The 20,515-nt window shown below is 64.8% G+C and carries 23 protein-coding genes and 1 pseudogene; 10 read left to right on the top strand and 14 right to left on the bottom strand.

Features of this window, described 5'->3' with window-relative positions; translation table 11 throughout:
- The first annotated feature begins 90 nt into the window (after window positions 1-90).
- The 7 genes from HPY32_RS29810 (at window position 91) to HPY32_RS29780 (ending at window position 5,493) form a co-directional block, all read left to right on the top strand.
- The gene (locus tag HPY32_RS29810; protein WP_216676389.1) at window positions 91-912 is read left to right on the top strand and encodes a phosphotransferase enzyme family protein; all 822 of its coding nucleotides are present in this window, start codon (window positions 91-93) and stop codon (window positions 910-912) included.
- Window positions 913-1,296: 384 nt separating this feature from the next.
- Window positions 1,297-1,788 carry a hypothetical protein gene (locus tag HPY32_RS29805; RefSeq protein WP_067577766.1) on the top strand — a complete coding sequence of 164 codons (492 nt, stop codon included), beginning with the start codon at window positions 1,297-1,299 and terminating at the stop codon, window positions 1,786-1,788.
- Between the two features lie 1,004 nt (window positions 1,789-2,792).
- Window positions 2,793-3,080, top strand: coding sequence for a hypothetical protein (locus HPY32_RS29800; protein ID WP_156673832.1), 288 nt, complete (start codon window positions 2,793-2,795; stop codon window positions 3,078-3,080).
- A gap of 256 nt (window positions 3,081-3,336) precedes the next feature.
- Window positions 3,337-3,681: a hypothetical protein gene (locus HPY32_RS29795; protein ID WP_156673831.1), complete on the top strand. Its 345-nt coding sequence runs from the start codon at window positions 3,337-3,339 to the stop codon at window positions 3,679-3,681.
- A 227-nt stretch (window positions 3,682-3,908) separates the two neighbouring features.
- A complete protein-coding gene (locus tag HPY32_RS29790) occupies window positions 3,909-4,910 on the top strand; it encodes a nucleoside hydrolase (RefSeq protein WP_067577764.1) in 1,002 nt (333 codons plus the stop codon).
- Between the two features lie 60 nt (window positions 4,911-4,970).
- A complete protein-coding gene (locus tag HPY32_RS29785) occupies window positions 4,971-5,126 on the top strand; it encodes a hypothetical protein (RefSeq protein WP_156673829.1) in 156 nt (51 codons plus the stop codon).
- 193 nt (window positions 5,127-5,319) lie between these two features.
- Window positions 5,320-5,493: a hypothetical protein gene (locus HPY32_RS29780; protein WP_156673828.1), complete on the top strand. Its 174-nt coding sequence runs from the start codon at window positions 5,320-5,322 to the stop codon at window positions 5,491-5,493.
- Between the two features lie 173 nt (window positions 5,494-5,666).
- On the opposite strand, the gene HPY32_RS29775 is transcribed toward HPY32_RS29780, so the two are convergent.
- From HPY32_RS29775 to HPY32_RS29725, 11 genes and pseudogenes are all read right to left on the bottom strand, one after another.
- Window positions 5,667-6,050, bottom strand: a complete 384-nt coding sequence (locus HPY32_RS29775) for a YbaB/EbfC family nucleoid-associated protein (RefSeq protein ID WP_067577760.1) — start codon at window positions 6,048-6,050, stop codon at window positions 5,667-5,669.
- Between the two features lie 39 nt (window positions 6,051-6,089).
- Window positions 6,090-6,608 carry a hypothetical protein gene (locus HPY32_RS29770; protein ID WP_067577758.1) on the bottom strand — a complete coding sequence of 173 codons (519 nt, stop codon included), beginning with the start codon at window positions 6,606-6,608 and terminating at the stop codon, window positions 6,090-6,092.
- 59 nt (window positions 6,609-6,667) lie between these two features.
- Window positions 6,668-7,351 (bottom strand): alpha/beta hydrolase, encoded by a 684-nt coding sequence (locus tag HPY32_RS29765; RefSeq protein WP_067577756.1) that lies wholly within the window; start codon window positions 7,349-7,351, stop codon window positions 6,668-6,670.
- Entirely contained in the window at window positions 7,345-8,013 is a 669-nt protein-coding gene (locus HPY32_RS29760) for a group II intron maturase-specific domain-containing protein (protein WP_082870529.1), read from the bottom strand. Before HPY32_RS29760 ends, HPY32_RS29765 begins: the two co-directional genes overlap by 7 nt.
- Complete coding sequence (locus HPY32_RS29755; protein ID WP_231951518.1) at window positions 8,010-8,660, bottom strand: group II intron maturase-specific domain-containing protein; 651 nt, start codon at window positions 8,658-8,660, stop codon at window positions 8,010-8,012. Before HPY32_RS29755 ends, HPY32_RS29760 begins: the two co-directional genes overlap by 4 nt.
- 556 nt (window positions 8,661-9,216) lie before the next feature.
- A pseudogene (locus HPY32_RS44975) lies at window positions 9,217-10,332 on the bottom strand (recombinase family protein); the annotation flags it as partial.
- A gap of 147 nt (window positions 10,333-10,479) precedes the next feature.
- Entirely contained in the window at window positions 10,480-10,827 is a 348-nt protein-coding gene (locus HPY32_RS29745; protein WP_197696320.1) for a hypothetical protein, read from the bottom strand.
- An 83-nt stretch (window positions 10,828-10,910) separates the two neighbouring features.
- A complete protein-coding gene (locus tag HPY32_RS29740; protein ID WP_171983109.1) occupies window positions 10,911-11,564 on the bottom strand; it encodes a reverse transcriptase domain-containing protein in 654 nt (217 codons plus the stop codon).
- Window positions 11,565-12,114: 550 nt separating this feature from the next.
- A complete protein-coding gene (locus tag HPY32_RS29735; RefSeq protein WP_067577754.1) occupies window positions 12,115-12,954 on the bottom strand; it encodes a reverse transcriptase domain-containing protein in 840 nt (279 codons plus the stop codon).
- A 582-nt stretch (window positions 12,955-13,536) separates the two neighbouring features.
- Window positions 13,537-14,697, bottom strand: a complete 1,161-nt coding sequence (locus HPY32_RS46275) for an alpha/beta hydrolase (protein WP_067577752.1) — start codon at window positions 14,695-14,697, stop codon at window positions 13,537-13,539.
- On the bottom strand, window positions 14,694-15,071 hold the full coding sequence (locus tag HPY32_RS29725) for a hypothetical protein (RefSeq protein WP_156673827.1): 378 nt from the start codon (window positions 15,069-15,071) through the stop codon (window positions 14,694-14,696). The genes HPY32_RS46275 and HPY32_RS29725 overlap by 4 nt, the downstream gene beginning before the upstream one ends.
- A 161-nt stretch (window positions 15,072-15,232) precedes the next feature.
- On the opposite strand from HPY32_RS29725, the gene HPY32_RS29720 reads away from it, so the two are divergent.
- Window positions 15,233-15,481 carry a hypothetical protein gene (locus HPY32_RS29720; RefSeq protein WP_067577748.1) on the top strand — a complete coding sequence of 83 codons (249 nt, stop codon included), beginning with the start codon at window positions 15,233-15,235 and terminating at the stop codon, window positions 15,479-15,481.
- On the opposite strand, the gene HPY32_RS29715 is transcribed toward HPY32_RS29720, so the two are convergent.
- Entirely contained in the window at window positions 15,460-16,515 is a 1,056-nt protein-coding gene (locus HPY32_RS29715; protein ID WP_231951292.1) for an IS630 family transposase, read from the bottom strand. The two genes, HPY32_RS29720 and HPY32_RS29715, sit on opposite strands and share 22 nt — an antisense overlap.
- Here HPY32_RS29715 and HPY32_RS29710 point away from each other — a divergent pair.
- Complete coding sequence (locus HPY32_RS29710; RefSeq protein ID WP_156673826.1) at window positions 16,493-17,401, top strand: hypothetical protein; 909 nt, start codon at window positions 16,493-16,495, stop codon at window positions 17,399-17,401. The two genes, HPY32_RS29715 and HPY32_RS29710, sit on opposite strands and share 23 nt — an antisense overlap.
- Before the next feature lie 642 nt (window positions 17,402-18,043).
- On the opposite strand, the gene HPY32_RS29705 is transcribed toward HPY32_RS29710, so the two are convergent.
- On the bottom strand, window positions 18,044-19,537 hold the full coding sequence (locus HPY32_RS29705) for an MFS transporter (RefSeq protein WP_067577741.1): 1,494 nt from the start codon (window positions 19,535-19,537) through the stop codon (window positions 18,044-18,046).
- Window positions 19,538-19,949: 412 nt separating this feature from the next.
- Complete coding sequence (locus HPY32_RS46630) at window positions 19,950-20,066, bottom strand: integrase core domain-containing protein (RefSeq protein WP_156673825.1); 117 nt, start codon at window positions 20,064-20,066, stop codon at window positions 19,950-19,952.
- Between the two features lie 138 nt (window positions 20,067-20,204).
- Here HPY32_RS46630 and HPY32_RS29695 point away from each other — a divergent pair, with 138 nt between their 5' ends.
- Window positions 20,205-20,483, top strand: coding sequence for a DUF5372 family protein (locus tag HPY32_RS29695; protein WP_082871035.1), 279 nt, complete (start codon window positions 20,205-20,207; stop codon window positions 20,481-20,483).
- Window positions 20,484-20,515: the final 32 nt, after the last annotated feature.

Raw genomic sequence — 20,515 nt, 5'->3', positions numbered from 1 at the left:
AGCACGATCGAGGGTGTCGACGTGACGACCAAATTGTCGCCTGACCGGGCCGCGGAATTGCATGCGGCAGTGGTCGATGCCTGCGAACGGATGGGCCTGTCCTCCGACGGGGCACAGTTGATCAAATACACGGTCAACGCTGTCTACCGACTCGACATCCCCGTCGTCGTCCGGATGGGTTCGGGCAATGTCGGACAGGTGCGCGGGCATCGACTGATCGAGACTGCCCAGTGGCTGGCCGCCCGCGACGCGCCGACCGTCCGTCTTCTCGACGGCCACCAACCGGTCATCGTGGACGGGTACACGGTGACCTTCTGGCATGAGCTTGAGACTCGAACGGATTGGACGGCACGGCATCTGGCCCAACCGCTGCGTGCACTGCACCGGTTGTCCCCGACTGCTTCACTGCCTGCCTGGAATCCGTTCGACATCGCCCGACGTCGGCTCGACGCGGCCGATTCCAGTCTGCCGTCCGACGATCTCCGATGGTTACGCGATCAGTGGCGAGCTGCCGAACAGTGCTACGCCGAGACGAAGTCGACGATGCCAATGGGCGTCATCCACGGTGACCCGCACACCGGCAATCTCCTCCTCGACGAATCCGGGCGCATCGTTCTGTGCGACCTCGACGAGACCGGTGTCGGACCACTCGCATGGGACCTGGTGCCACAGGCAGTCGGTGCCGCGCGCTTCGACCGCGCCGACTTCTACAGCGAGTTCGTCGAAGCCTACGGATCCGACGTTCGCGAGGAACCGTATTGGCCTGTGCTGGAACGAATCCGCGAACTGATCATGGTCACCGGGGTTGTGCCGGATATGGGCCACCGCCCCGAGATCGCCGCAGAGCATGCACATCGACTAGCGTCCCTGCGTTCAGGTGATACGTCGGCGATCTGGCATCGCTACCAGTAGCCCCGACAGCCAGCCAGTCTTGAACATTCGAATACGTGCGCCGCATGCACAACACTGCGCGAACCCCGAAAGTGCCATATTCGTCCCCCGTCTGCGTGCCTTATCTGCCGTATTTTCGTGCCATTGAAGTCACATAGCGCCGAGGCTTGACTCGATGCATGACCGCAGCGCGAACTCAGCTCGACCCGAGTCGCTGAGACGCACCGCGATCACCAGTACCGGCGCAGGCTCACAGCGTTAGCCCGCCTGTCACCGGAGGACGGATCGGCTCGAGGCCACAGAGGTGACTGCGATGCAGGTAATGCCACGCGTTGACAACACATTGCCGACGAGGCGAATGAGATACACGCTTTGGACACATATTGGTGAGTCGCGAGGTGCATCGTGACAGCCATCGACCAGTACGCTGCGGCACGCACCACGACGCTCTTCCCGGCGACGGGGACGATGGTCGCGGCGCTCCGCGGCTCCATGAACGTGCCGCTCTCACCGCTGACGCAAGCGGCATACGAGTTGGCCTCGAAATACCGCGAACTCATTAGGGATCCGTCAGCGAACGAATTGATTCACGCGCAGATCGCTGAAATCGAAGCACGCATTGATCAGTTGGTCACAACGCAGCTGCCGCGATCCGCGGCTGATCAGGTACCGCCAACTGTTGGTGCGGTGATCAACTCACTCGCGATGCTGTGGCCGCTGGCCGAATGGGCCCTCCAGCGCCACCCATCAACAGACGGTCGCCTGCACCGAGTTTGGTTCCGCTTGGCCGAAGTGCACAACCTCTACTCCGATTTCGTGAGCAACGACCCGATGGAACCGGTGCAGCTGCCGACGTGGAGCGTGATCGAAGCGATGAGACGGGAGCTTGAGAAATGACTTACGGATGGAAAATGGTAAGCGCTCGTCTGCTTGGGACTGGCGCTGGCCTGTTCGAGACACTGGTGGGAGCTGAGTGCGGCTGGCCGCAGGCAGGCTTTCGCTCCACGCGGGCTGGGCTAGCGGTGATGCCCCAACCGCTGGACCCAGATCTCGGCTCCGCTGACACGCGCCGTGCCGCCTGCTCTTCGCGATCCGGAGGGGTGGTCATGATGACAAGACCTCAGTCGAAGGTTGGCCCGTGCTGGGTTTCCAATCATGGTCTCGCACAGAGCATCTTGAGAACTGCGTTCTGCAATTCCGAGTGGCGGAGCCTTCCCCTGGTCCACCAACCGCTACAGACACATCGGCACTCAGTGCTCACTCCCTCTCACCCTCGAAAGCCCCCGATGGACGAAGCCGTTTGGGCACTTGGTTTTCCTCACGATGCCCCCGATGAATCCTTCAATGTGCCCGCCGCACTCATGGCGATGAGGCTCCATGCTGGGTGCCCGGACTCGTGCCTGCGGAAAACCGCTGCGGCACAAGCCTTGCGGGAAGCGGGCTATTCAGAATCGATGGGCATCCGATGACCGCTGCCATCGGGGCAGCGCTGCTTGCCCTCGTGATCACGCTCACCGGCTACTGGATGCTCAACCGCCCCAGGACGATAGGAGCGCACAGCGCCCATCACACGCGGCCTTACACGCACGCCGCGCCACCCCGGCCATTCGTCCCCGAACAAGCCCGGCGTGCCCTGCGCGAGCACCGAACCTGTACGGATTGCCCGCGCCGGGCCGCCGCCGAGCGCGCCTTGCGCAGAGCGAAGTTCTCACGATGAGCTCGGCAACGATCCTTCTCAGCGAGGCAGATCAGTGGCGCTTGCGGTACGGCGATTGCCGTTGGTCGCCACCGGACATTGAGTCTCTGCAGTTGGCGCGATTCATACTCTCGCTCCACAGCGGCCACGGCCCGGACTGCCTCCCCTTCGCCGCCGCACTGCGCCGAGCATCGGAACCGGTCGAATGAACTGCGAACGCTCGATACGCACGCACATCTGGACGCCCCCGCCCAACAATGCGCTCGACTTCCCCGGCACGGCCGCCGCCATCCTCGACGGTCACCGAGCCTGCCGAGCGGGCACGGACGGCACCGCCGCCTCGTGCAGCACCAAGCTCGCCGTGCTCCTGATCTGCGCCGACAAGGGCTGGGACATCGGCACCTGGACACCGGAAATCCAAGCCCTACGTGCGGATCTCCGGCGACGCCGAGCACCACTACAACTACCCACCCCACCGGAACAAACGCTATAACTCGGCGGCGCTCGGGCCCAACGCGGAGGCACCTGCCGCACACTCTCGACGAGCTCACCACCAGGGCCACACCCGAGGCCATCCGCCGCGTTGATAGCAGGGAATCCCTGCCTATCCGAAGGCACCCCGAGGTCGTGGCCGCAAATACCGTGTCCCCGTTAACGTTTCAGCGCAATGACATTGCTGGAGGCATCCGACGCCGTCAGATACACGGCATCGGTCAGATCAAGACCGCAGCAAAGAATTTCCTCATCGTTTGGAGGCGAACCCATTGCAAGACAACCGAATTGACAACAGACAGCCTCAGGGTGAGGCAGCGCCCGACCCCGACACCACGGCCCCGCCCGGCGCCGAGGCTCCGATTCACCCTGAGCACGCCATCAACGGCTGGCAGTACGGCAGCGACGGCGCGAAGGCGTGGCTTCAAAAGAAATACGCCAACGGGTGGGGAACGATCCAGGCAGCCGCGGGATCGAGTTGCGCCTGGACGATCCTCGATTTGGGCGGGCAGACGGTGCGCGAAGCCTCCGCTGCTTCGGCCGCGGCCGCGGTCGCCGAGGCCGATGCCTGGGCTGTCGAGTATTTCGGCGAACCCCGGTGACTGCGTCGATGTCGGCCGACGACGATCCCGGCCAACCATCGACTACCCGCGACGGCGGCGGTAGCCAGCAGAACCCACCGACGCCGCTAGGTCCTCGATCCGGTTCGCGCACAGCCGAATCCGGGTCCGGCGAATCGTCCGCGGTGCGCCCGCTCGACGACCTGCTCCACGAACTCCGCCACGCGGCGGGCCCTTCACCCATCCGGACCGTCGAAAGCCCTGCACCGATGAACCCCCTTCCCGATTCGGTAGCCATTCCATCCAGTCAGTCCCTGCTCCCGATCCTCGAAACACTGATCTTCTCACCGGACTCGGTGGTGGTGTTCGACACCGATATCGGCTACGACCTCGACGACATCATCGCGTTGTGGTGCGCCGCCCGCCTGGTCGGCGACCATCGTCTGGTCGTGGTCACCTCCGACGAGACCCGCGACCGGCGGGCGCGGCTGGCCCGGTATTTCCTGGATTTGATCGGCCGCCCCGATGCGCTGGTGATCGCGGGCCGCGACCTCGGCGGCCACCACCGATTCCTGCTGGACGACCGGTACCTGAGCATGGACCGGCCGGTGTCGACCGATGTGATCGAGGTGATCACCCACCTGTGCCACACCGCGACCGCGCCACTGGTGTGGGTGGGTCTGGGACCGTTGTCCAATCTGTCCGACGCCCTCGCCGCCCGCCCGTACCTGACCGAGATGATCGACGTCACCTGGATGGGCGGCTGGCTGGACCGGTACCGCCGCCCCGACCGCGCCTCCCACAACTTCCGGATGGACCCCCTCGCGACCGGCCACGTCCTGCGGGCCGCCCACCGGCCCCGATGCGTCCTGTCCACCCACACCGACCACCCGGCACTCGAACTCACCCCCGCCAGCCCTCTGCTCGCATGGTCGTCCACGCCGGGGCGCCCGGAATGGGCACAACTGATCGCCGCGCACGCCGACGCCTGGTTCGCGTACTGCCGCACACGCGGGGCCAAACCCCGTAGCTGTCAGGCCGACCCGCTCACGCTGGCCGCCGCTCTGGGGGCGCCTGTCGTCGAGTTCGGCACCGAGACAGTGACCATCGCCGACGACGCGCGCCTGTATCGCCGCGGCCGCGGCCTCAACCTCACCGTCTCCACCCACGTCGACTACCCGCGCTTCGGCCAGTGGCTCGCCAACGCCCTTCCCGAAACCGGTCTGCACCCCGCCATCCCGATCACCACACCCTCACCACCGACCCAGTAATCCGCCCGAATGTGCCCACTGTCCAAAGACATTCAGCACCCACCACGCAAGGAGCACCCCGTGAAGACAAGTCGCCGAATCACCATCCTGGCCGCCTACACGACCGCCGTCGCCGCCACGGCCAGCATTCTCACCCTCCTCGTCCGAGACCTGCGCTGGCTGTGGCCCCCAGCCCTCGACAGCGTCATCGGCCTCGACCACCGCCCGACCGCCTGAGCACCGCCTGCCACAGCACTGCACCGCCGTAGTCGCGGACGGTCGATGAGCTGATCGGTGACCTATCACGACCACCCCGCGCCCACCCTCTACCGACAGCGCCGCGGTGCCGTACGAAACGGTTCGGCGGACCGACGCCGTCGAATCCGTTGCCCTTGTTCATTTTCCGGAACCAACCGTAAGGAATAGCCCCGTGCCGACTTCAGTACGCCGCGTCGCGGCCTGGTTTGCCTACGCCGTCGCGGCAGCGCTTCTCGCCGATCTGATCGCCGAGATTGTCCACGTATCGATCGACATTGCGCGCCTGGCCGTGCGCGCCGTTGTCCGCCGCAGCATCCACCACGACGACGCTGGCGAGTATGCCTGAGCGAATCCCGGTCACAGCCCGGCATTTCCAGAGCCACGAGAGTGCGCCGATGAGGACCGCCAGCACCGGTCACGATGGGCCGGTCACCCACGCCAACGGGTGGCGAAGGTGGACATCCTGTTCTCGAGGTGGCGAATATCGTGGTCCCGTTGCTGCCCGCCTGACGGTTCCGGCTACCGGTCGAACCAGCCTCGGCGGTGGCGTTCTTCGAAGAACCGGTCCTCGGCTTCCTCGCGTTCGCGCTGCCGCCGGGCTTGTTCGGCTTGTTGCCGTGCCGCGTTCGCGTCCACGAAGGTGGACACGGCTTCGAAGCGGGGATCGGCTCGCAGTTCCCGCATGGCCTCGTCGGTCTTGGGTTCCTTGTCGCGCAGCGCTGCCCTGTAGGCGGCCAGGATGTCGGCTTCGTCGTCCACGGTGACCGATAGCAGCCGGTTTTCCGAGTCCACGACGACCCTGATCCCGTTCGCTACGCCGACGCCGCGGACCTGCCGCAGCGCGTAGTGGGCACGCTGTACCTTCGCGCCGAGGTCTCCGAGGTCGTTGTGCTCGGGCGACATGCACTGGTCCCTTCAATCCGATCACCGGCAGAGTTGTTGTCAGGATGGACGTGTCAGCTCGGGCGGTTGCGGTGTGGCTGTGCCCTTGGCGGCCTTCGGGAAGCAGGGTGATCCCGCGCCGATACTGAGTGAGCCGTCGCCTTTACCGGCGTCTTGCACGTTCAGCCGGTATTGGTCGGGTGTCATCACGGCGGCCCAGCGGGAATCGGAGCCCGGATGGAGGTGGAAACCGCGCCCGGTCCAGTAATCCCGGATAAGTTGGAAGTAATGGTCGTTCTGACCGCGCGGCACCCCGACCACCCAGTAACTGGTTTGGGCTTGGACAGGTCCGTCGGGATTGCTGTTGTCGTCCTCACACGGCACGGTGTTGGCTGCGCCCGTGCCCAGAGTTCCGAGGTTCGGGTTGTCGGGGGTGCGTGACAGGCCAACCCCAGGCGGCAGCGCCTCGAGCGTATCGAGAAGATAGGTGTTGATCTGCTCCCGTGCCGCGGCCTCGGTCAAGGGTGAATCCATCTGCGCTCCTTTGTGTTTGCCACACCCGGTGAGCAGCACGACCATAGCGATCAGCACCACACCCGCAGCGGCGCGCGCTGGCCGGGGTCCTCGCCGTGTCGATGTCATTTGATCTCCACCGCCGCATCGCCGTTGTTTGCAATGATGTCGCCGATGCCTTGCAGCGACTTGGAGCCTTGGTCCCAATAGTTGCTGTGCGTGCCGGGGTTGAATCCGGCCCACCAGCCCGCGTCTCCCGGATTCGATTCGAATACCCTTGCACCGTAGTCCTTTTCGGTGGGGTCCTGGCCGTAGTCGTCCAGGCCGGGGGTATACCGGGCGATCTGGCTGCGCGCGTACTCGGGCACCGGATCGTGGTCGGCCTTGGTGGCGAAGACGTGATTCGCCACGTCGTCGTGGGACACTCCGGTCAGGGTGAGTTGATCAGCACCCTCGACGGTCGTTCCGGGGCTGGCGACGAAGATCACCGAATCGGCATTCAGGCTGCGCCCGTGGGCGGCCGCATCGCCGACCGCGGTGGTCCCGTAGCTGTGCCCGAGCACCGTGTTGTACGACCGGGGACCGTCGTGGGACACCCGAAGACCATCCTGGAAGCTGTCCAGGGCAGGAGCCGCCGAATCCGCCCAATGCCGCTCGGTGGCCTCCGGCAACGACGGAGGCGCGGTGAGGTAGACCTCGGGCGCGGTGTCGGCGTCGCCGCCGACCCGTTTCCCGAGGCCCCCTCCCGCACCCGGCGTGCCCCTCTCGAGGCACCGGGCGCTCCATGTGTCTTGCCTGTTGGTCAACATGCTTGTGCTGTTGCCGGTTTCGGTTGCCAGGGGTTCGGGATCCGGCTACCGCGATAGCGGTAGCGGGTCACGGTGACGCTGGCCGCGCCGGTGAATACGACCCCGTTGTGCGCGAACCTCCATCCCCGATCACAGAAGCGGCGACGCATCTGTTTCATCGTGAGACGGTTCCGCCCTTTGTATTTCACCCTTATCCACCGCATCACTCGATTCCAGGTGAAGTCGTCCACCGCCTTGAACACGACTTTGGACACGCCGTAACGGAAGTAGTTCGCCCACCCCCTCAACGCCCCATTCAGGATGCGTAATAAACGATCCAGTTCGAGGACGCGGGTGGATCTGTGCGTCTTCTCCCGCACCTTGCCCTTGATCGCCTCGATCGCTTTCTTGGACGGCACGGTATAGACGTAATACTTGTTCGTTCCCCTCTTCCGGAAGCGCCGGATAGTGAACGAGAGGAAGTCGAAGCCCTCGTCGACATGGACCACCCGGGTCTTCTCCGATGACAGCCGTAACCCCATCGGGGCCAGCACGTCTGCCATTTCCTCGCGCAGTGCCTCGGCATGTTCCCTCGTACCGGACACCATGACGACGAGGTGAGTGGCCGGGCGGAGTCTCACCGCCCGGCTCTCGCAGAACCGGACTTGAACCTCTCGGCTCATCCGGCTCCCATTGCCCAGCCGTCAGGACGTGCGCCGAGCCGCCAGTGCGCGAACAGGCGGGGAGATCGGCGAGCGATCTCGGCCAGCCATGCCATCGCGCGGCGTTCCCGACGCTTGAGCCGTTTGTATTTCCTTGTGGCCCACCGCATGAGATGCCGGTTGAGCCTGCGGAGGAAGTAGAGCAACTCGGAACGGTAGAAGCGTCCGTAGTAGTTGATCCACCCCTGCACGACGCTGTTGAACATCAACGCAAGGTCATCGAGAGACTTGTCGCTGCGCTTGGCCATATGCCACGACCGGATCACCGCGCCCATCGCCTTCTTCGCGTCCCGGCTGACCGCGGGCAGGAACGACACGAAGTGCTTGCCGTGCCGGTTCTTGGCCATCCTCGGCCGGAATTCGTAGCCCAAGAACACAAACGACGTGACCTCATGATCGTCACGCCGATCGGCGTCCTTGCAGTAGACGATGCGCGTCTTGTCCGGATGCAACTCCAACCCGATCTGCTCCAACCGGGCAGCGATCGCGTCCCGGACCCGATAGGCCTGAAACTCGCTGCCGCAGTGCACCACCGCGTCGTCGCAGTAGCGTTCGAACCGGATGTTCGGGAACTCCCGGCTCATCCACACGTCGAACGCGTAGTGCATGAACAGGTTCGCCAGCAACGGACTGGTTACGCCCCCAACGCAGTTGGCAATGTTCGCCCTCCGTGTCGGTGTCGGCGGCGGACTCCTCGCCGCTGTTGGTGCGTTCACGCAGTGGGATGCGGTGGCGGATGGTGATCTTCTCGGGGCCGATGAGGACGTCTTTGACCAGCAGTTTCACCACGCGTCGGCGGTCGTCGACGGTCGCGGTCTCGGCGTTGGAGCGAAGCTGGGCGAGGAACCCTTCGAGGTCGCTGGCGAGCGCGAGGTAGCCTTCGCGGTCGGCTTGCTGGGCGTCGAGGGCGCCGATCTGGTTGCGCAGGCTGGTTTCGCGGGCCCGCAGCTCGGGCATGCGGGCGCGCAGTTCGTCGATCGTGATCAGCTGCTCACCGAACGCTTCGATCATCGCGGCGATCCCGGAGCGGGTCTTGGCCAGCGCGGTATCAAGTCGTTTGCGTTGCGCCACAACGGGGTCGGAGGATTTCGCGGTGTCGAGTCGTTTGTCGATCTCGGTGCGGATCAGCGCGGGGTCGGCGAGCAGGGCGGTGAGGTGGTCCCAGACGACGTCATCGAGGTAGTCCGCGCGGACCGGTTTGTTGTCACAGACCCGTCCGCCTTCGTAGCGGTAGTTGTCCGAGCCCAGGCATCGGTAGTAGGAGATCCGCTTGTTCGTGGTGCGGGTCGCGGTCCGGTAGTAGCCGTAACCGCATCGGGCGCACGCTGAAAGTCCTTGCAGCAGATACGATTCGGTGTGTCCCCGGCCTCGTCCGCGGCCTGTGGTGCGTTTGTTCTCGGCCAGCCGCGCGGCGACCCGGTCGAAGGTTGCTTGCGACACGATCGCCGGGACCGCGATCTCGATCCATTCCTCGCGTGGGCGGTCCACGGTTTTCGACGCGGTCGGTGTCGAGCGGCCCGCCAGCCGCGCCACCCGGTTGAGGTCCGCCGATTCGTGCACGACCTTCGTCTTGCCGAACACCGCCCGTCCGGCATAGGCCGGGTTACGCAGCATGCCCCAGATCACCGACCGATCCCACCGGGTCTTGCCGGTGCGGGTCGGGGTGCCGGTATCGGTGAGCCAGCGCGTCAGGTCGGCGATGGAGGCCCCGTCGTCGGCGTAACGCCGAAACATCTCCGCGACCAGCGTTGCCTCATGCTCGGCGATCTCGTAGACCGCGCCACTGTGGTCGGTTTTGCGCAGATAGCGGTAGCCGAACGGGGCACCGCCGAGCACGTTGACCGACCCCGATTTGGCGCGGTGGGTCTTGCCGCGCCGATACCGTTCCATGATCTGGGCTTTCTCGTATTCGGCGAACATGCCCTGGAACTGCACCATCAGCTGGTCTTCGGGGGTGTCGCCGCGCGGTCCGCGGACGAACTCGACCCGGACCCCGGCGCGGGTGAATTCCTCGATCAGCAGCGCCTGGTAGGCGAACTTGCGGGCGAGGCGGTCCGGTGAGTAGCACAGCACCACATCGATATCGACGCCCGCGATCAGGTCCCGCAACCGCTCGAGCGCCGGACGGATCAGCGTGGCCCCGGAATGCCCGTCGTCGCAGAAGATCCACTGCTCAGGCACCTCGAGCCCGAGGTCTGCCGCGTGGGCGCGCAGGGCTTCGATCTGGGAGCCGATCGTCTCGTTCTTCTTCTGCCGGGCCGAGGACACTCGGGCGTACATCACCGCGTTCGTCATGCGGTGTCATTCCTTCCTGACCGGCTCGCGGAATGCGGGCCCGTCGTTGCGGTACCAGAATGGCGTAGGCCACCGACACATCCGTGGCCGCGTGACGGTCGAACACGAACTCCGCTTCGACCGCCCGCTCGTTCACCTGCGACGCAGCTGTCCAGGGCCCCGCGCCAAGAACTCCGTCAACGCCGCCGCCACCAGGGCGGAGATCGTGATCTGCGAGCCCCGCGCCCGGTCCCGGACCCGCCCCGCCAGCACCGCCGGCAGCTTGACGGTGAAAACCACCGACTCGCCGGGAACCGTGACCCGGCCCTCGCGCACCGCGTGATCGGCATACCGGCGGGCTTGCCGCGTCGAGCAGTCGAACCGAGCTGCCACTGCCACAACAACTTCGGCGACCGATAGCCCCGTGGCGAGGAGATCGGCAGCGGCATTGACCCGCCGCGCGTACTCGACCGCACCCACCCGGACACGACCATCAGCCATGACATAAAACTACTACCCGACATGTCAATCCCGCTCCGGAACAGAGGAATTGGCACGAGGCATCAGCTCGAGCCGACGGTAACTCAGCTCGACGTCGAAGCAGAAGTTGCCAACTGCGTTGGGGGCGTAATCGCCGACCCTTGCGGGGTGCCGCGATCGCGAGCGACCAGCATGCCATCGCGTTGCCGCAGCGGCGCGGACAGCCACCGCCGCACATACAACGCAATCCACTGCTGGTCCGGTGAGATGTGGTGTTCGACCGCCTTGATCACCAGGTCGTGGGGCACGGTGTCGAAGAACGCCCGGATGTCGAGATCGATCACCCAGTCCGCCTTCCAGCATCGCTGCCGACAGGCACCGACCGCGTCCAACGCCGATTTGCCAGGACGATATCCGTAGGAATCCGGATGGAAGATCGGTTCGACCTTCGCCTCCAAATACATCCTGACCACCGTCTGCGCGACCCGGTCGGCCACCGTCGGCACGCCCAGCACCCGAACCCCTCTACCCCCGGACTTGGGGATCTCCACCGCCTTCACCGGCGGCGGAAAATACGAGCCCGACGACAACCGATTCCAGATCTTGTAGAGATTCCGGTCCCGATCCGCCTCGAACTCCTCGATCGATTCCTCGTCGACTCCCGCCGCGCCCTTGTTCGCCTTGACTCTCTGAAATGCTTCCCAGACCGACACCTTGTCGATCCGAAACGGCTTGTCCTGCAACCTCGATCCGCTCACCCGGCTCCTCCCAGCACAGCTGGTTGACCGCCGAACGAATCCGGGCAACCCGTCCCCTTCGCTCCACCCGCATTACCGGGCTTCACCGCTACTACGAGACGGTCCGTCCCTGTTCCCCGCACCGGTACTCGACTCCTCGCAGTTTCCGCTGCTTGGAGCACTCCCTTCGGCCGGTCGGTCCAACACCCGACCGGCACCGCTGGGGCGACAGGTTCCCACGTTCCGTGCCGGAGCCTGATCCGAGCTCGCGCCACCTTTACGCCGGTCACCACCTGGCCAATAGACAGGCACCCGCCAGACTCGTCCCGGGGCAACAACTGGACCCCGGTTTCGATGACATCGATACGCTTACGACGCTTCCTCAGTGGTTCACTCACGTTCGCCTTCTCGGACCACACCTGACGCATCACGTGCGCCTTTTCCGCAACGCTCACCACCACGACTCTTGACCGCAGCAGCTTGCGGTGGTTTGAGACCTCCCCCTGCAGGGCGATCCCGGAGGACCTACCTCCATCACCGACACGACACCGCATCCAAAGACCTTGGGCTCCTACACCTTTGCCTCCTTCAGCGTTCGTGGCGCACAGTCGTCCGCATAGCGGATCAACCGCCAGTTGGCCAACCCGTCCCGTCTGCGCACGAGCCGCTGGTACGACGTGGCCATCACGTCCCGCCGTTGCTGGTCGTAGTATTCATCCAGCACCGACAGGGCGATATTGGCCAGCAGCGGGGAGAGTATCCCACCCTGCGGCGTTCCCTGCGGTGTCTGTTCCCGGTCACCGGCTTCCGATAACACACCGGATTTCAGGAAGGCTTTCACCAGCGCACACACCCGCTTATCCGCGATCCTCCCACGCAGGCGTCTCATCAACGCCGTGTGCGAGATCTCGTCGAAACACGCCTCGATATCCGCGTCCACGACCCAGTAGTAGTCCGCGTTTCCGGTACTGGAGTGATGGATCTCGGCGATCGCGTCCTGCGCGCGCCGGTTCGGCCGGAACCCGTACGAGCACGGCAGGAAATCCGCCTCGAAAACAGGCTCGAGCACCAACTTCAGACTCGCCTGGACCACCCGATCCGTGACAGTCGGAATCCCCAGCTTACGGAACTTCCCGCTCGCCTTCGGAATCACCGCACGCCGCACCTCGACCGGACGGAACTCACTGGCTTTCAACAAGTTCCGCACATGTTCCAGAAAAGCCGGAACCCCGATAACCGACTCGATCCACGTCACCGTGACCTTATCGATCCCCGGAGTTCGCGCCCCAGCGTTACCGGACACACGCGTCCACGCGTGCATCAGAAACGCCGGGTCATAGACGAGGTTGAACAAATCCCCGAATCGACGGGAGCGGTCCGCTCCCGCCCAACAGTGCAGTTTGGTCTGCATCCTCCGTACCGTGAAGGACGCCGAATCCGCATCCGGCCACTCCACAGCACCGGTATTCACCGATGCGTCTCCGGGCATCGCAGTCCCTTCCTGACCGACACACTGCCGCCCTTCCCGATGTGCACGGCTTTCCCGCACTCGCAGTACTACGGCGGCTCCGCCCCGCTCGCGTTCCTCGGCTGACGTCGCACCTCTCTGCCCGCCGGTCCCTGGCTGAGGACCGATCACGCAGCACGAACACGAACGGTTCCCACGTTCACTGGCATCCGGTCGACGAGTTAGGCACCCGGCTCTACCCCTGCGGCATCACCATGGCTACGCCGTAGTCCTTCACCATGATCTCCCGGCCCAAGCTACGAAGACCCGACCGAAAGTTGCTCGCCCACAACAACTCTGGGAAAGCACGCACCGCGATCCAGCCCACATCCACCGGGTTCGAGCTGGCGGCTTGTCAAGAGGCGTAACAACACCGGTTCCTCTCGTATGCCTTCTCGTCTTGCTCACCACGCCCGGCCCATCCGGTAGTACTGAACCGTCGTGACTTTGTCGAGGCTGCTCCCACCCTCCCCAGCGACTCCCGGATCAGGCTGCCTCCAGCTTCAATTCCCCGCTACGACGAGGAACAGACGGCAGGTCTCTCACCCCCATCCGGAACTGCCAGCGCCTCGTGGCGCACTCATAACCGATCCAGGCAACGACCGACGGGTCCTTGGCTCCGCTTCGTTGAGCCTGTTCCCGCATACGCTCCGACCGATCCATTTCCCTGTCGATCGACGACGGGCGTGAGGTCGTGCCCGGTACGTAGGTCGCGACGTTCGACGCGGTGTCCGGGTTGCCGGTCGCAATCGCCGCGTGCGGGATTGCGCCGCTTTGACTGTCGAGCAGCAGCAGGTAGCGATCCGGCATGGCAACCGATTGCGAGACGGTATGCAGATCGCCGAGCTTGTCCTTGACGGTCGGGTCACCGGCTTGGGCTCGGGCGAGTTCGTCTTGCAACTTCAACCTGTTGTAGTGATCGCGGTCGACCGCCGGAAGCCCGTCACGATTTCCGAGGTACTGGTCATGGCGCCACAGCGCATCCTTCTCCGCTGGCGTCAAGGTCTGCCAGAAATCGTGCAGCTGCCTGGGGTCGGTCGGCAGCTGCGCTTTGCCGTCGAGGATGTCTTGGACCTGTGATCGGACCGGTGGCCCGTCCGGGGTCTTCTCGTAGATATCCAAGAGTTGCAGCTCGGTCGTGATCGCTTGTGCGGCTTTGTTTTCCGTGTCACCGAACTGTGCGAGCAGGGTCTTGATCCGGGCCTGGAACCCCGCCGCGTGACCATGTAACGCCTGCTGGACAAGCCCTGCCGCGATGCTGTTGGCCGCGCTGCTACTAGCGGACGGCAGCGTCGGGGCGGTGACGTTGCCCTCATCGTCCACGCGCAGCCCGGCGAACGGAAGTTCACCGTCGACGATGGTCAACAGGGCGGTCCGGTAGCCGTCGAGTTCGCTGCCGTAACCGTTGAAAAGATCCGCCACAGTCACGACCGTTTCGCTGAGGTGATTCCCGGCCAGCTCCTGCGACAACCCACGCGCCGACGCAGCGGCGGCGGCTTCGCCCTGCCAGCTGTTCAGGGTGGTGTCGACATCGTGATTCGCCTGCTCGACCCGCTTGGTGAAGGTGTCGTTCTGCGCAGCCAGATCGGCGGCGAAGGTGACCATCGACTGCGGATTGCACTGGCGGACATGACTGATCGTGGTCACCGCGGCGACTCCCCCCGGACATAGCGGCGCAGCTGGCCAGCGAACAGCTGATCGACTTCGGCGTAGGTGGTGGCCGCCGTGTTCGTCGCCTCCGACATCTGCCGAATGTTACCGCCGATCAAACCGTACGCCTTGATCACAGCATCGGTGACCTGCATCGACACATTCGACAGCGGCCAGTCGGGCATCGTGACCGTCGCCGAGATCGTGACCTGCCCGATAGCATCGGCATGCCCGGCGAGCGTACCGCCGAGCCTGTGCAGCGTGTCCAGGTCGGCCTGAAGCATCTCGCCCAACGAATCCCCCTGAAGAACCCGAGTTCCAACCGCAAAGCCTCCAGCGGACGTTAACACGCCGCCCCTGGTCAGGGCCATCACGACCCCTTTGGGGGCGTCGGCACCTGCCGCCTGGAATCGGGCCGCGCGCCTCGGCGGCTTCCGGGTGAACGCGAGAGCGGAACCATGTTGGCCCGTATGTTGGCCACCGATGGCTAAGAGTGCTTCTCGCACAGCAACATCCGGGGAAGATCGACACCATGACGGTGACCCCACTGCATCGTGAACTGGAACGCTACGGACGCAACGCGCGGCGCTTGGCTCTCGACACCGTGCTGGCCGCCGACACGTTGCTGGAAGCACTGGCCGGACCGGCGGCGATCACCGACCCAGCCGACCGTATCCGGCTCGCCAACTGGGTCCACGATCAACTGGAATGCATCATCGCCGGATTCTCCGACTACATCGACCACCGACTAGTGCCTTGTCACGCAACCTTCGGTAGGTAATCGGGTCGCCGGATCTTGGAGCCGACAGCGAAGTTGCGGACAGGTCCGGCGTGCTGGTTACGCCAGCGGATGTAGTCGCCGATGACCGCGTCCTGCTCGTCATGGCTGCGGTGATCGGTACCGTTCAGCGCGAAGTAGCGCAGGGCGGCGAACTCGCATTCGATGCGGTTCAGCCATGAGGAGTAGGTCGGCAGGAACACCAACTCGATCTGGTTGGCGGCGCACCACTCTCGCACCTCACGCCGTTTGTGGACCGAGTAGTTGTCGCAGATCAGGTACAACTTCTCGCCCGCCCAGCGGGCCCGCAAGGTCTTGAGGAAGGCCAGAAATTCGGTCCAGCGTTTGCGGTCACGGATCCGGTAGTACAACTGCCCGCTGCGCAGGTCCAGGGCGCCGAGCATGTGCCGCACGCCTTGGGTTCTGTTGTAGGTCGCTCGCAGCCGCTTGGGCCGGCGACGCGTGAACCAGCCGCGACCGGGCCGCGGCTGCAGATTCAACGGACCGAACTCGTCCACACAGATCACGCGCCCGTCTGCGGGTGGATGGTCGTAGAGGTCGAGCACCCGGTTCATCTTCTCGGTGAACTCGGGATCGTTGCTGGCCTTCCAGGTTTTGGTAGCCTGCCACGACACCCCACCGGCCTTCAGGATCCTGCGCAGCGTCTCGCGGCTGATTTCGGCGATCCTGTTGACCGCCAATACCTCTCGCAGTTTCGACAGGCTCCACGTCGTGAACGGCCAGCCTAGATCGAGGGGGCAGCACCGGGCGATCCGACAGATCCGATCACGCATCGCCTGATCGGTCTTCGCCGGTCTGCCCCCTCTCCATTTTGGGTCGAGCGCCTCGAAGCCCTTCTCGTTGAAATCGTGGATCACTTGCCGCACATACGATTCCGATACTTGCATCAGCTTCGCGATGAACCCGACCGGCTGATGCTGCGCCGAGGCCATCACCACCACCGCCCGCCGCATCCGCACTGGTTGCTTGCTGCGCCGGGCGATCTGGGCCAGCTTGCGACCCTCCTGCGGGGTCACCGCTCTGACGAACACATCCGGCTTCCGAGCCACCGGCACCACCTCCGCCAGGCAGCATCACCGGCCGACCAGTGGCGAGCAACCCGACACCCCGACGATTAACGCATCAACCTTTCCGGACGAGGCACTAGCCGAAACCATCCTCGCCGCAGGCCGCGAATTCCACGGCAAAGACGTCCAACAACGACGCGACTACCTGCGCAGTCACGACGAGACCTACGTCGAAAGCGCGTTCAAACGCCGCCGACGCCCCATCCTGGCCCGCATCGCCGCCGAGCCGGAGCAGGCATATCGCAACCGGTGTACCCCGCGCGTCGTCTTCTCCGGCCGCTACCTCAACGAACAACGTCAACACTCCCTGGCCCGCGCCCTGGGCACCGCGCTCGCCGCGTTGCCGATCACGCTGATCTGCGGCGGATCCCGCGTCGGCGCCCACACCGCCCACGCCATGGCCCGCGGCCTGCAAGCCAACGGCACCTACACCCCGCATCGCACGACCATGTACGTGCGCACCGCCTCGACCCGCCTCACGACCGTCTACCAGCCCCTCGGCAAGATCCTCCACCTCGACACCGGCCGCACCGAGATCCGCCGCCTCATGCTGCGCAACGCCCGCGCCTGCCTGGTGTTCGCGGGCGGCGACTTCGGTGACGCCGACGGCGACGGCACCGCCGAGGAAGTCGCACTCGCCCACCACCTCGCCATCCCCCTCATCCCCATCGCCGCCTCCGGCGGCACCGCCGAACACACCTGGCACCACATCCGCAACGAGCTCGCCGGAACGCCCCTCGCCGCCGACTTCGACAACCTCTGCAGTCCCGACCCGACGATCGTCATCGACGCCGCCGTACGGCTCCTTGCCCGCTATCTCGACCTACCGCACTAAGTGCCTACGAACCTGACTGCACCACAACCAATGTCAGAGTATCGGTGCCCGCAATGTGCGAGTTCGCATAACCGCGTCGCCGCGAACGCTGTCGTAGCGGATGCACCGACGGTGCACATCCAGCCCGACCGAGATCATGCCGGACTGCGCCCGGACAGCATGACTGAACCGCGAGGACAGCCAGAATTCGCCCGGCACCGCCCACGATTTATCAGCAAGGCCACGCTGTCATATACGGTCACAGATGACCAACGGAGGGCCTACGCTCGACAAACTGCAGTTCGGAAAGTGTCTTCCCCACGCGCGTGGGGGTGCACCAGCTCACGCCAGCGGACGATGTTGGCGGCCTCGGTCTTCCCCACGCGCGTGGGGTGCACCGTAGCTTGCCCAGAAGATCGCGAACGACCGCTGGCCCTCCCCACGCACGTGGGGTGCACCTGCGAAGCTCCGGGCCCCGTGGTGCGCTAGACCGATGTCTTGCGTCAAGAAGCTGGCAGGATCTCGGTGGTCATAAGGTTTACGCCGGTGGTGGGTGATCGTGCCAAATGCGCGGTAATAGCCGAGAAGCGCGCATCCAGACGGATACGCGCTTCTGCTGTTTCAGCATGCTGTACCGGGCGGGCCCGGTACGGCCGATGCCATTTACCCGGCGGACTCCTTGGTCTGGTCGTTCGGGTGCTTGGGCAGGTAGAACATCAGCGCCCACATCGCAATCAACGTGCCACCGACCCACCACAGCACACCGGTGAACGCGTCGCGGTTGAGTGCCCCGTCGGGTGAGCCGTCGGTGACGGCGAAGAATACGAGGCCGTTCAGGGCGATACCGAGGGCGTAGCCCAACTGCAGGGCGGTGTTGAACAGGCCGGAAGCCGAGCCGGCGCGTTCGTGTGGAACCTTCACCAGCGTCAGGTCGGCGAGCGGTCCGCTGATCATGCCGAGTCCGAACCCGAGCAACAGGACCGGGACGGTCATGGCGAGCAAGGTCAAATCCTCGCGCCCGCTACTGATCTGGAGCCCGTAGGCCGCCAGCGCGGCGAGGGTGATAAGTGCTCCGGTCTGAGGCAGTCGACGCGCGAAGCGTCCTGCGGTTTTCGTCGCTAGCATCGCACCGACGAACTCGCCGACGGCGAGCAGCACGAAGGCCAGTCCCGCCATCAGCGCACTCATGCCCAGGCCACGCTGCAGGTACAGCGTCCAGGTCATGAAGAACAACCCGACCAACAAACCCATCATCAGCTGCGCGGACAGACCACCGGAGAACTGCCTGACCTTGAACAGCGACAACTCCACCAGCGGGGCCTTTCCGGCGCGGCGCTGCTGCTGGCGCAAGAAGACACCGAGCACGGGCAGCCCACCGGCGAGCATGACGAAACACCACAAGGGCCAGCTGTGGGCGTGGCCCTCGGTGAGTGGGAAAACGATCAGCACCATCGCGATCGCGGACAGCCCCACGCCAGTGAGGTCGAGCCGGTCGGCCTTGGCCGCGGTCGACTCGGTGATGACCTTGCGCCCGAGGATGATCACGGCGAGCCCGACGGGCACGTTGATCAAGAAGATCGGCCGCCACGACAGCCCGAACAGGTCGGCGTCGGTGAGCACGCCGCCCAGCACCGGGCCCACGACATTGCCCATCGCCAGCACCGCCCCGAACAGGCCGAAAGCCCTGCTGCGGTTCTCGCCGACGAAAGTGACATGCAGGGTCGCCAGGACCTGAGGCATCATCACCGCGGCGGCACCGCCTTGCAGCACGCGCGCGGCGATCAGCATGCCGGGATCGGCGGCGAGCCCGCACAGCAGCGAGGCCAGCGTGAACCCGATAGCGCCCAGCAGGAACACTTTGCGCCGGCCGTAGATGTCGCCGAGCCTGCCGCCAGTGATCAGCGCGAGAGCGAAGGTCAGCGCGTAGCCCGCGGTCACCCACTGCACCGCGGCCGGTCCGGCACCGAGGGCCTGTTGCAGGGTCGGGATGGCGGTCAGGACGACCGAATCGTCGACTATGTTCATGAGCTCGCCGGTCAGCAGGACCGCGAGGGCGATCTTGGCGGTCGTTGTCATCGCTGAGGACGTGCCGGACGAATTCTGGGTTGATGGCTCGGGGATGTGCTCGGGCTCGTTGTCGAGCTCGGAGGAACTCACGATCGGACTCCTGTTCAGGAATCGGGGAGCTCACCGTCGACCACACCGGGGCAAGACAACACACACCTGGGGCAGACGGCAGAGCTGCACCCGGGAAACAGCGGAAAAGAATGGGTGGTGACGCAACTCAGGCCAGCGCGACGTCCGTCCCGCACACGTCCGAACGATCAGGACATACGGGTACACGGACGGCTACATGGCCTGGGATATAAGTCACCACCTCCGATCCACTACAGAAACAAAAGTCCACGCCCGCCTCCGCAGGAAAACATGCGGGGCAAGACCCAGTCCACCATACGACAACCCGTAGATCTCCCGACACCGGACCTGCGGTGTCCTCCGCCACTCTCATGCAGACAGCGCGCCTCGTAGCCCCAGGACCCCGTAGCCATAACTATCCGCTCATAGCCGCTTATCGGGCGGTTTTCCGCTGGTCAACGCCGGTGTAGGCCGTGGCGGGTGTTCGGTCGTCGAGCGCCTGGTGTGGCCTGGTCGTGTTGTAGAGGATGCGGAAGCGGTGGACTTCCATGTCCAGCGCGTCGCCGTCGGGCGATCACGCCACGGAACAGGTGCTCGTATTTGAGGGTGCCGAAGAACCGTTCGATGACACCGTTGGACAACGTCGTCAACTACACCCAGTCCCGACGATGCGGCGCGGAAGGTGCGGGTGACGCATCGGTTCCACCCGTTGTTCGGGCAGGAGTTCGAGTTCGTCGAGCATCGCCTGAACTGGGGCGAGGACCGGGTGAGCATGCGCGACGAGCAGGGCGTGCTGTTCTCGCTGCCAGCAGGCTGGACCGATGTCCCGGCGCCGGATCCGTTCGTAGTGATCGCCGAGGGCCGTTGCCCGTTCACGACCCCAGGGTTGCTCGAGTTGGCCGAGTTGATCGACCGGCTGCGCGCTCAGCCGAAACCCGACATTGCTGTCGACGAGATTTCGCCGTAGACGTCAAATGAATTACGCCGCAATCCAAAGGG

Origin of the sequence: Nocardia terpenica, assembly GCF_013186535.1 — a bacterium.
Lineage (GTDB): Bacteria > Actinomycetota > Actinomycetes > Mycobacteriales > Mycobacteriaceae > Nocardia > Nocardia terpenica.
This window is presented reverse-complemented; position numbering and strand designations above follow the sequence as displayed.

Bases quoted from the DNA above. Each gene is read 5' to 3' on its own strand.
- HPY32_RS29810 (WP_216676389.1), top strand. From the start codon at position 91: ATGGGCCTGTCCTCCGACGGGGCACAGTTGATCAAATACACGGTCAAC.
- HPY32_RS29800 (WP_156673832.1), top strand. From the start codon at position 2,793: ATGAACTGCGAACGCTCGATACGCACGCACATCTGGACGCCCCCGCCC.
- HPY32_RS29790 (WP_067577764.1), top strand. From the start codon at position 3,909: ATGAACCCCCTTCCCGATTCGGTAGCCATTCCATCCAGTCAGTCCCTG.
- HPY32_RS29775 (WP_067577760.1), bottom strand. From the start codon at position 6,050: ATGTCGCCCGAGCACAACGACCTCGGAGACCTCGGCGCGAAGGTACAG.
- HPY32_RS29770 (WP_067577758.1), bottom strand. From the start codon at position 6,608: ATGGTCGTGCTGCTCACCGGGTGTGGCAAACACAAAGGAGCGCAGATG.
- HPY32_RS29765 (WP_067577756.1), bottom strand. From the start codon at position 7,351: ATGTTGACCAACAGGCAAGACACATGGAGCGCCCGGTGCCTCGAGAGG.
- HPY32_RS29760 (WP_082870529.1), bottom strand. From the start codon at position 8,013: ATGAGCCGAGAGGTTCAAGTCCGGTTCTGCGAGAGCCGGGCGGTGAGA.
- HPY32_RS29755 (WP_231951518.1), bottom strand. From the start codon at position 8,660: ATGCACTACGCGTTCGACGTGTGGATGAGCCGGGAGTTCCCGAACATC.
- HPY32_RS29745 (WP_197696320.1), bottom strand. From the start codon at position 10,827: ATGGCTGATGGTCGTGTCCGGGTGGGTGCGGTCGAGTACGCGCGGCGG.
- HPY32_RS29735 (WP_067577754.1), bottom strand. From the start codon at position 12,954: ATGCAGACCAAACTGCACTGTTGGGCGGGAGCGGACCGCTCCCGTCGA.
- HPY32_RS29725 (WP_156673827.1), bottom strand. From the start codon at position 15,071: ATGGCCCTGACCAGGGGCGGCGTGTTAACGTCCGCTGGAGGCTTTGCG.
- HPY32_RS29720 (WP_067577748.1), top strand. From the start codon at position 15,233: ATGACGGTGACCCCACTGCATCGTGAACTGGAACGCTACGGACGCAAC.
- HPY32_RS46630 (WP_156673825.1), bottom strand. From the start codon at position 20,066: ATGGAAGTCCACCGCTTCCGCATCCTCTACAACACGACCAGGCCACAC.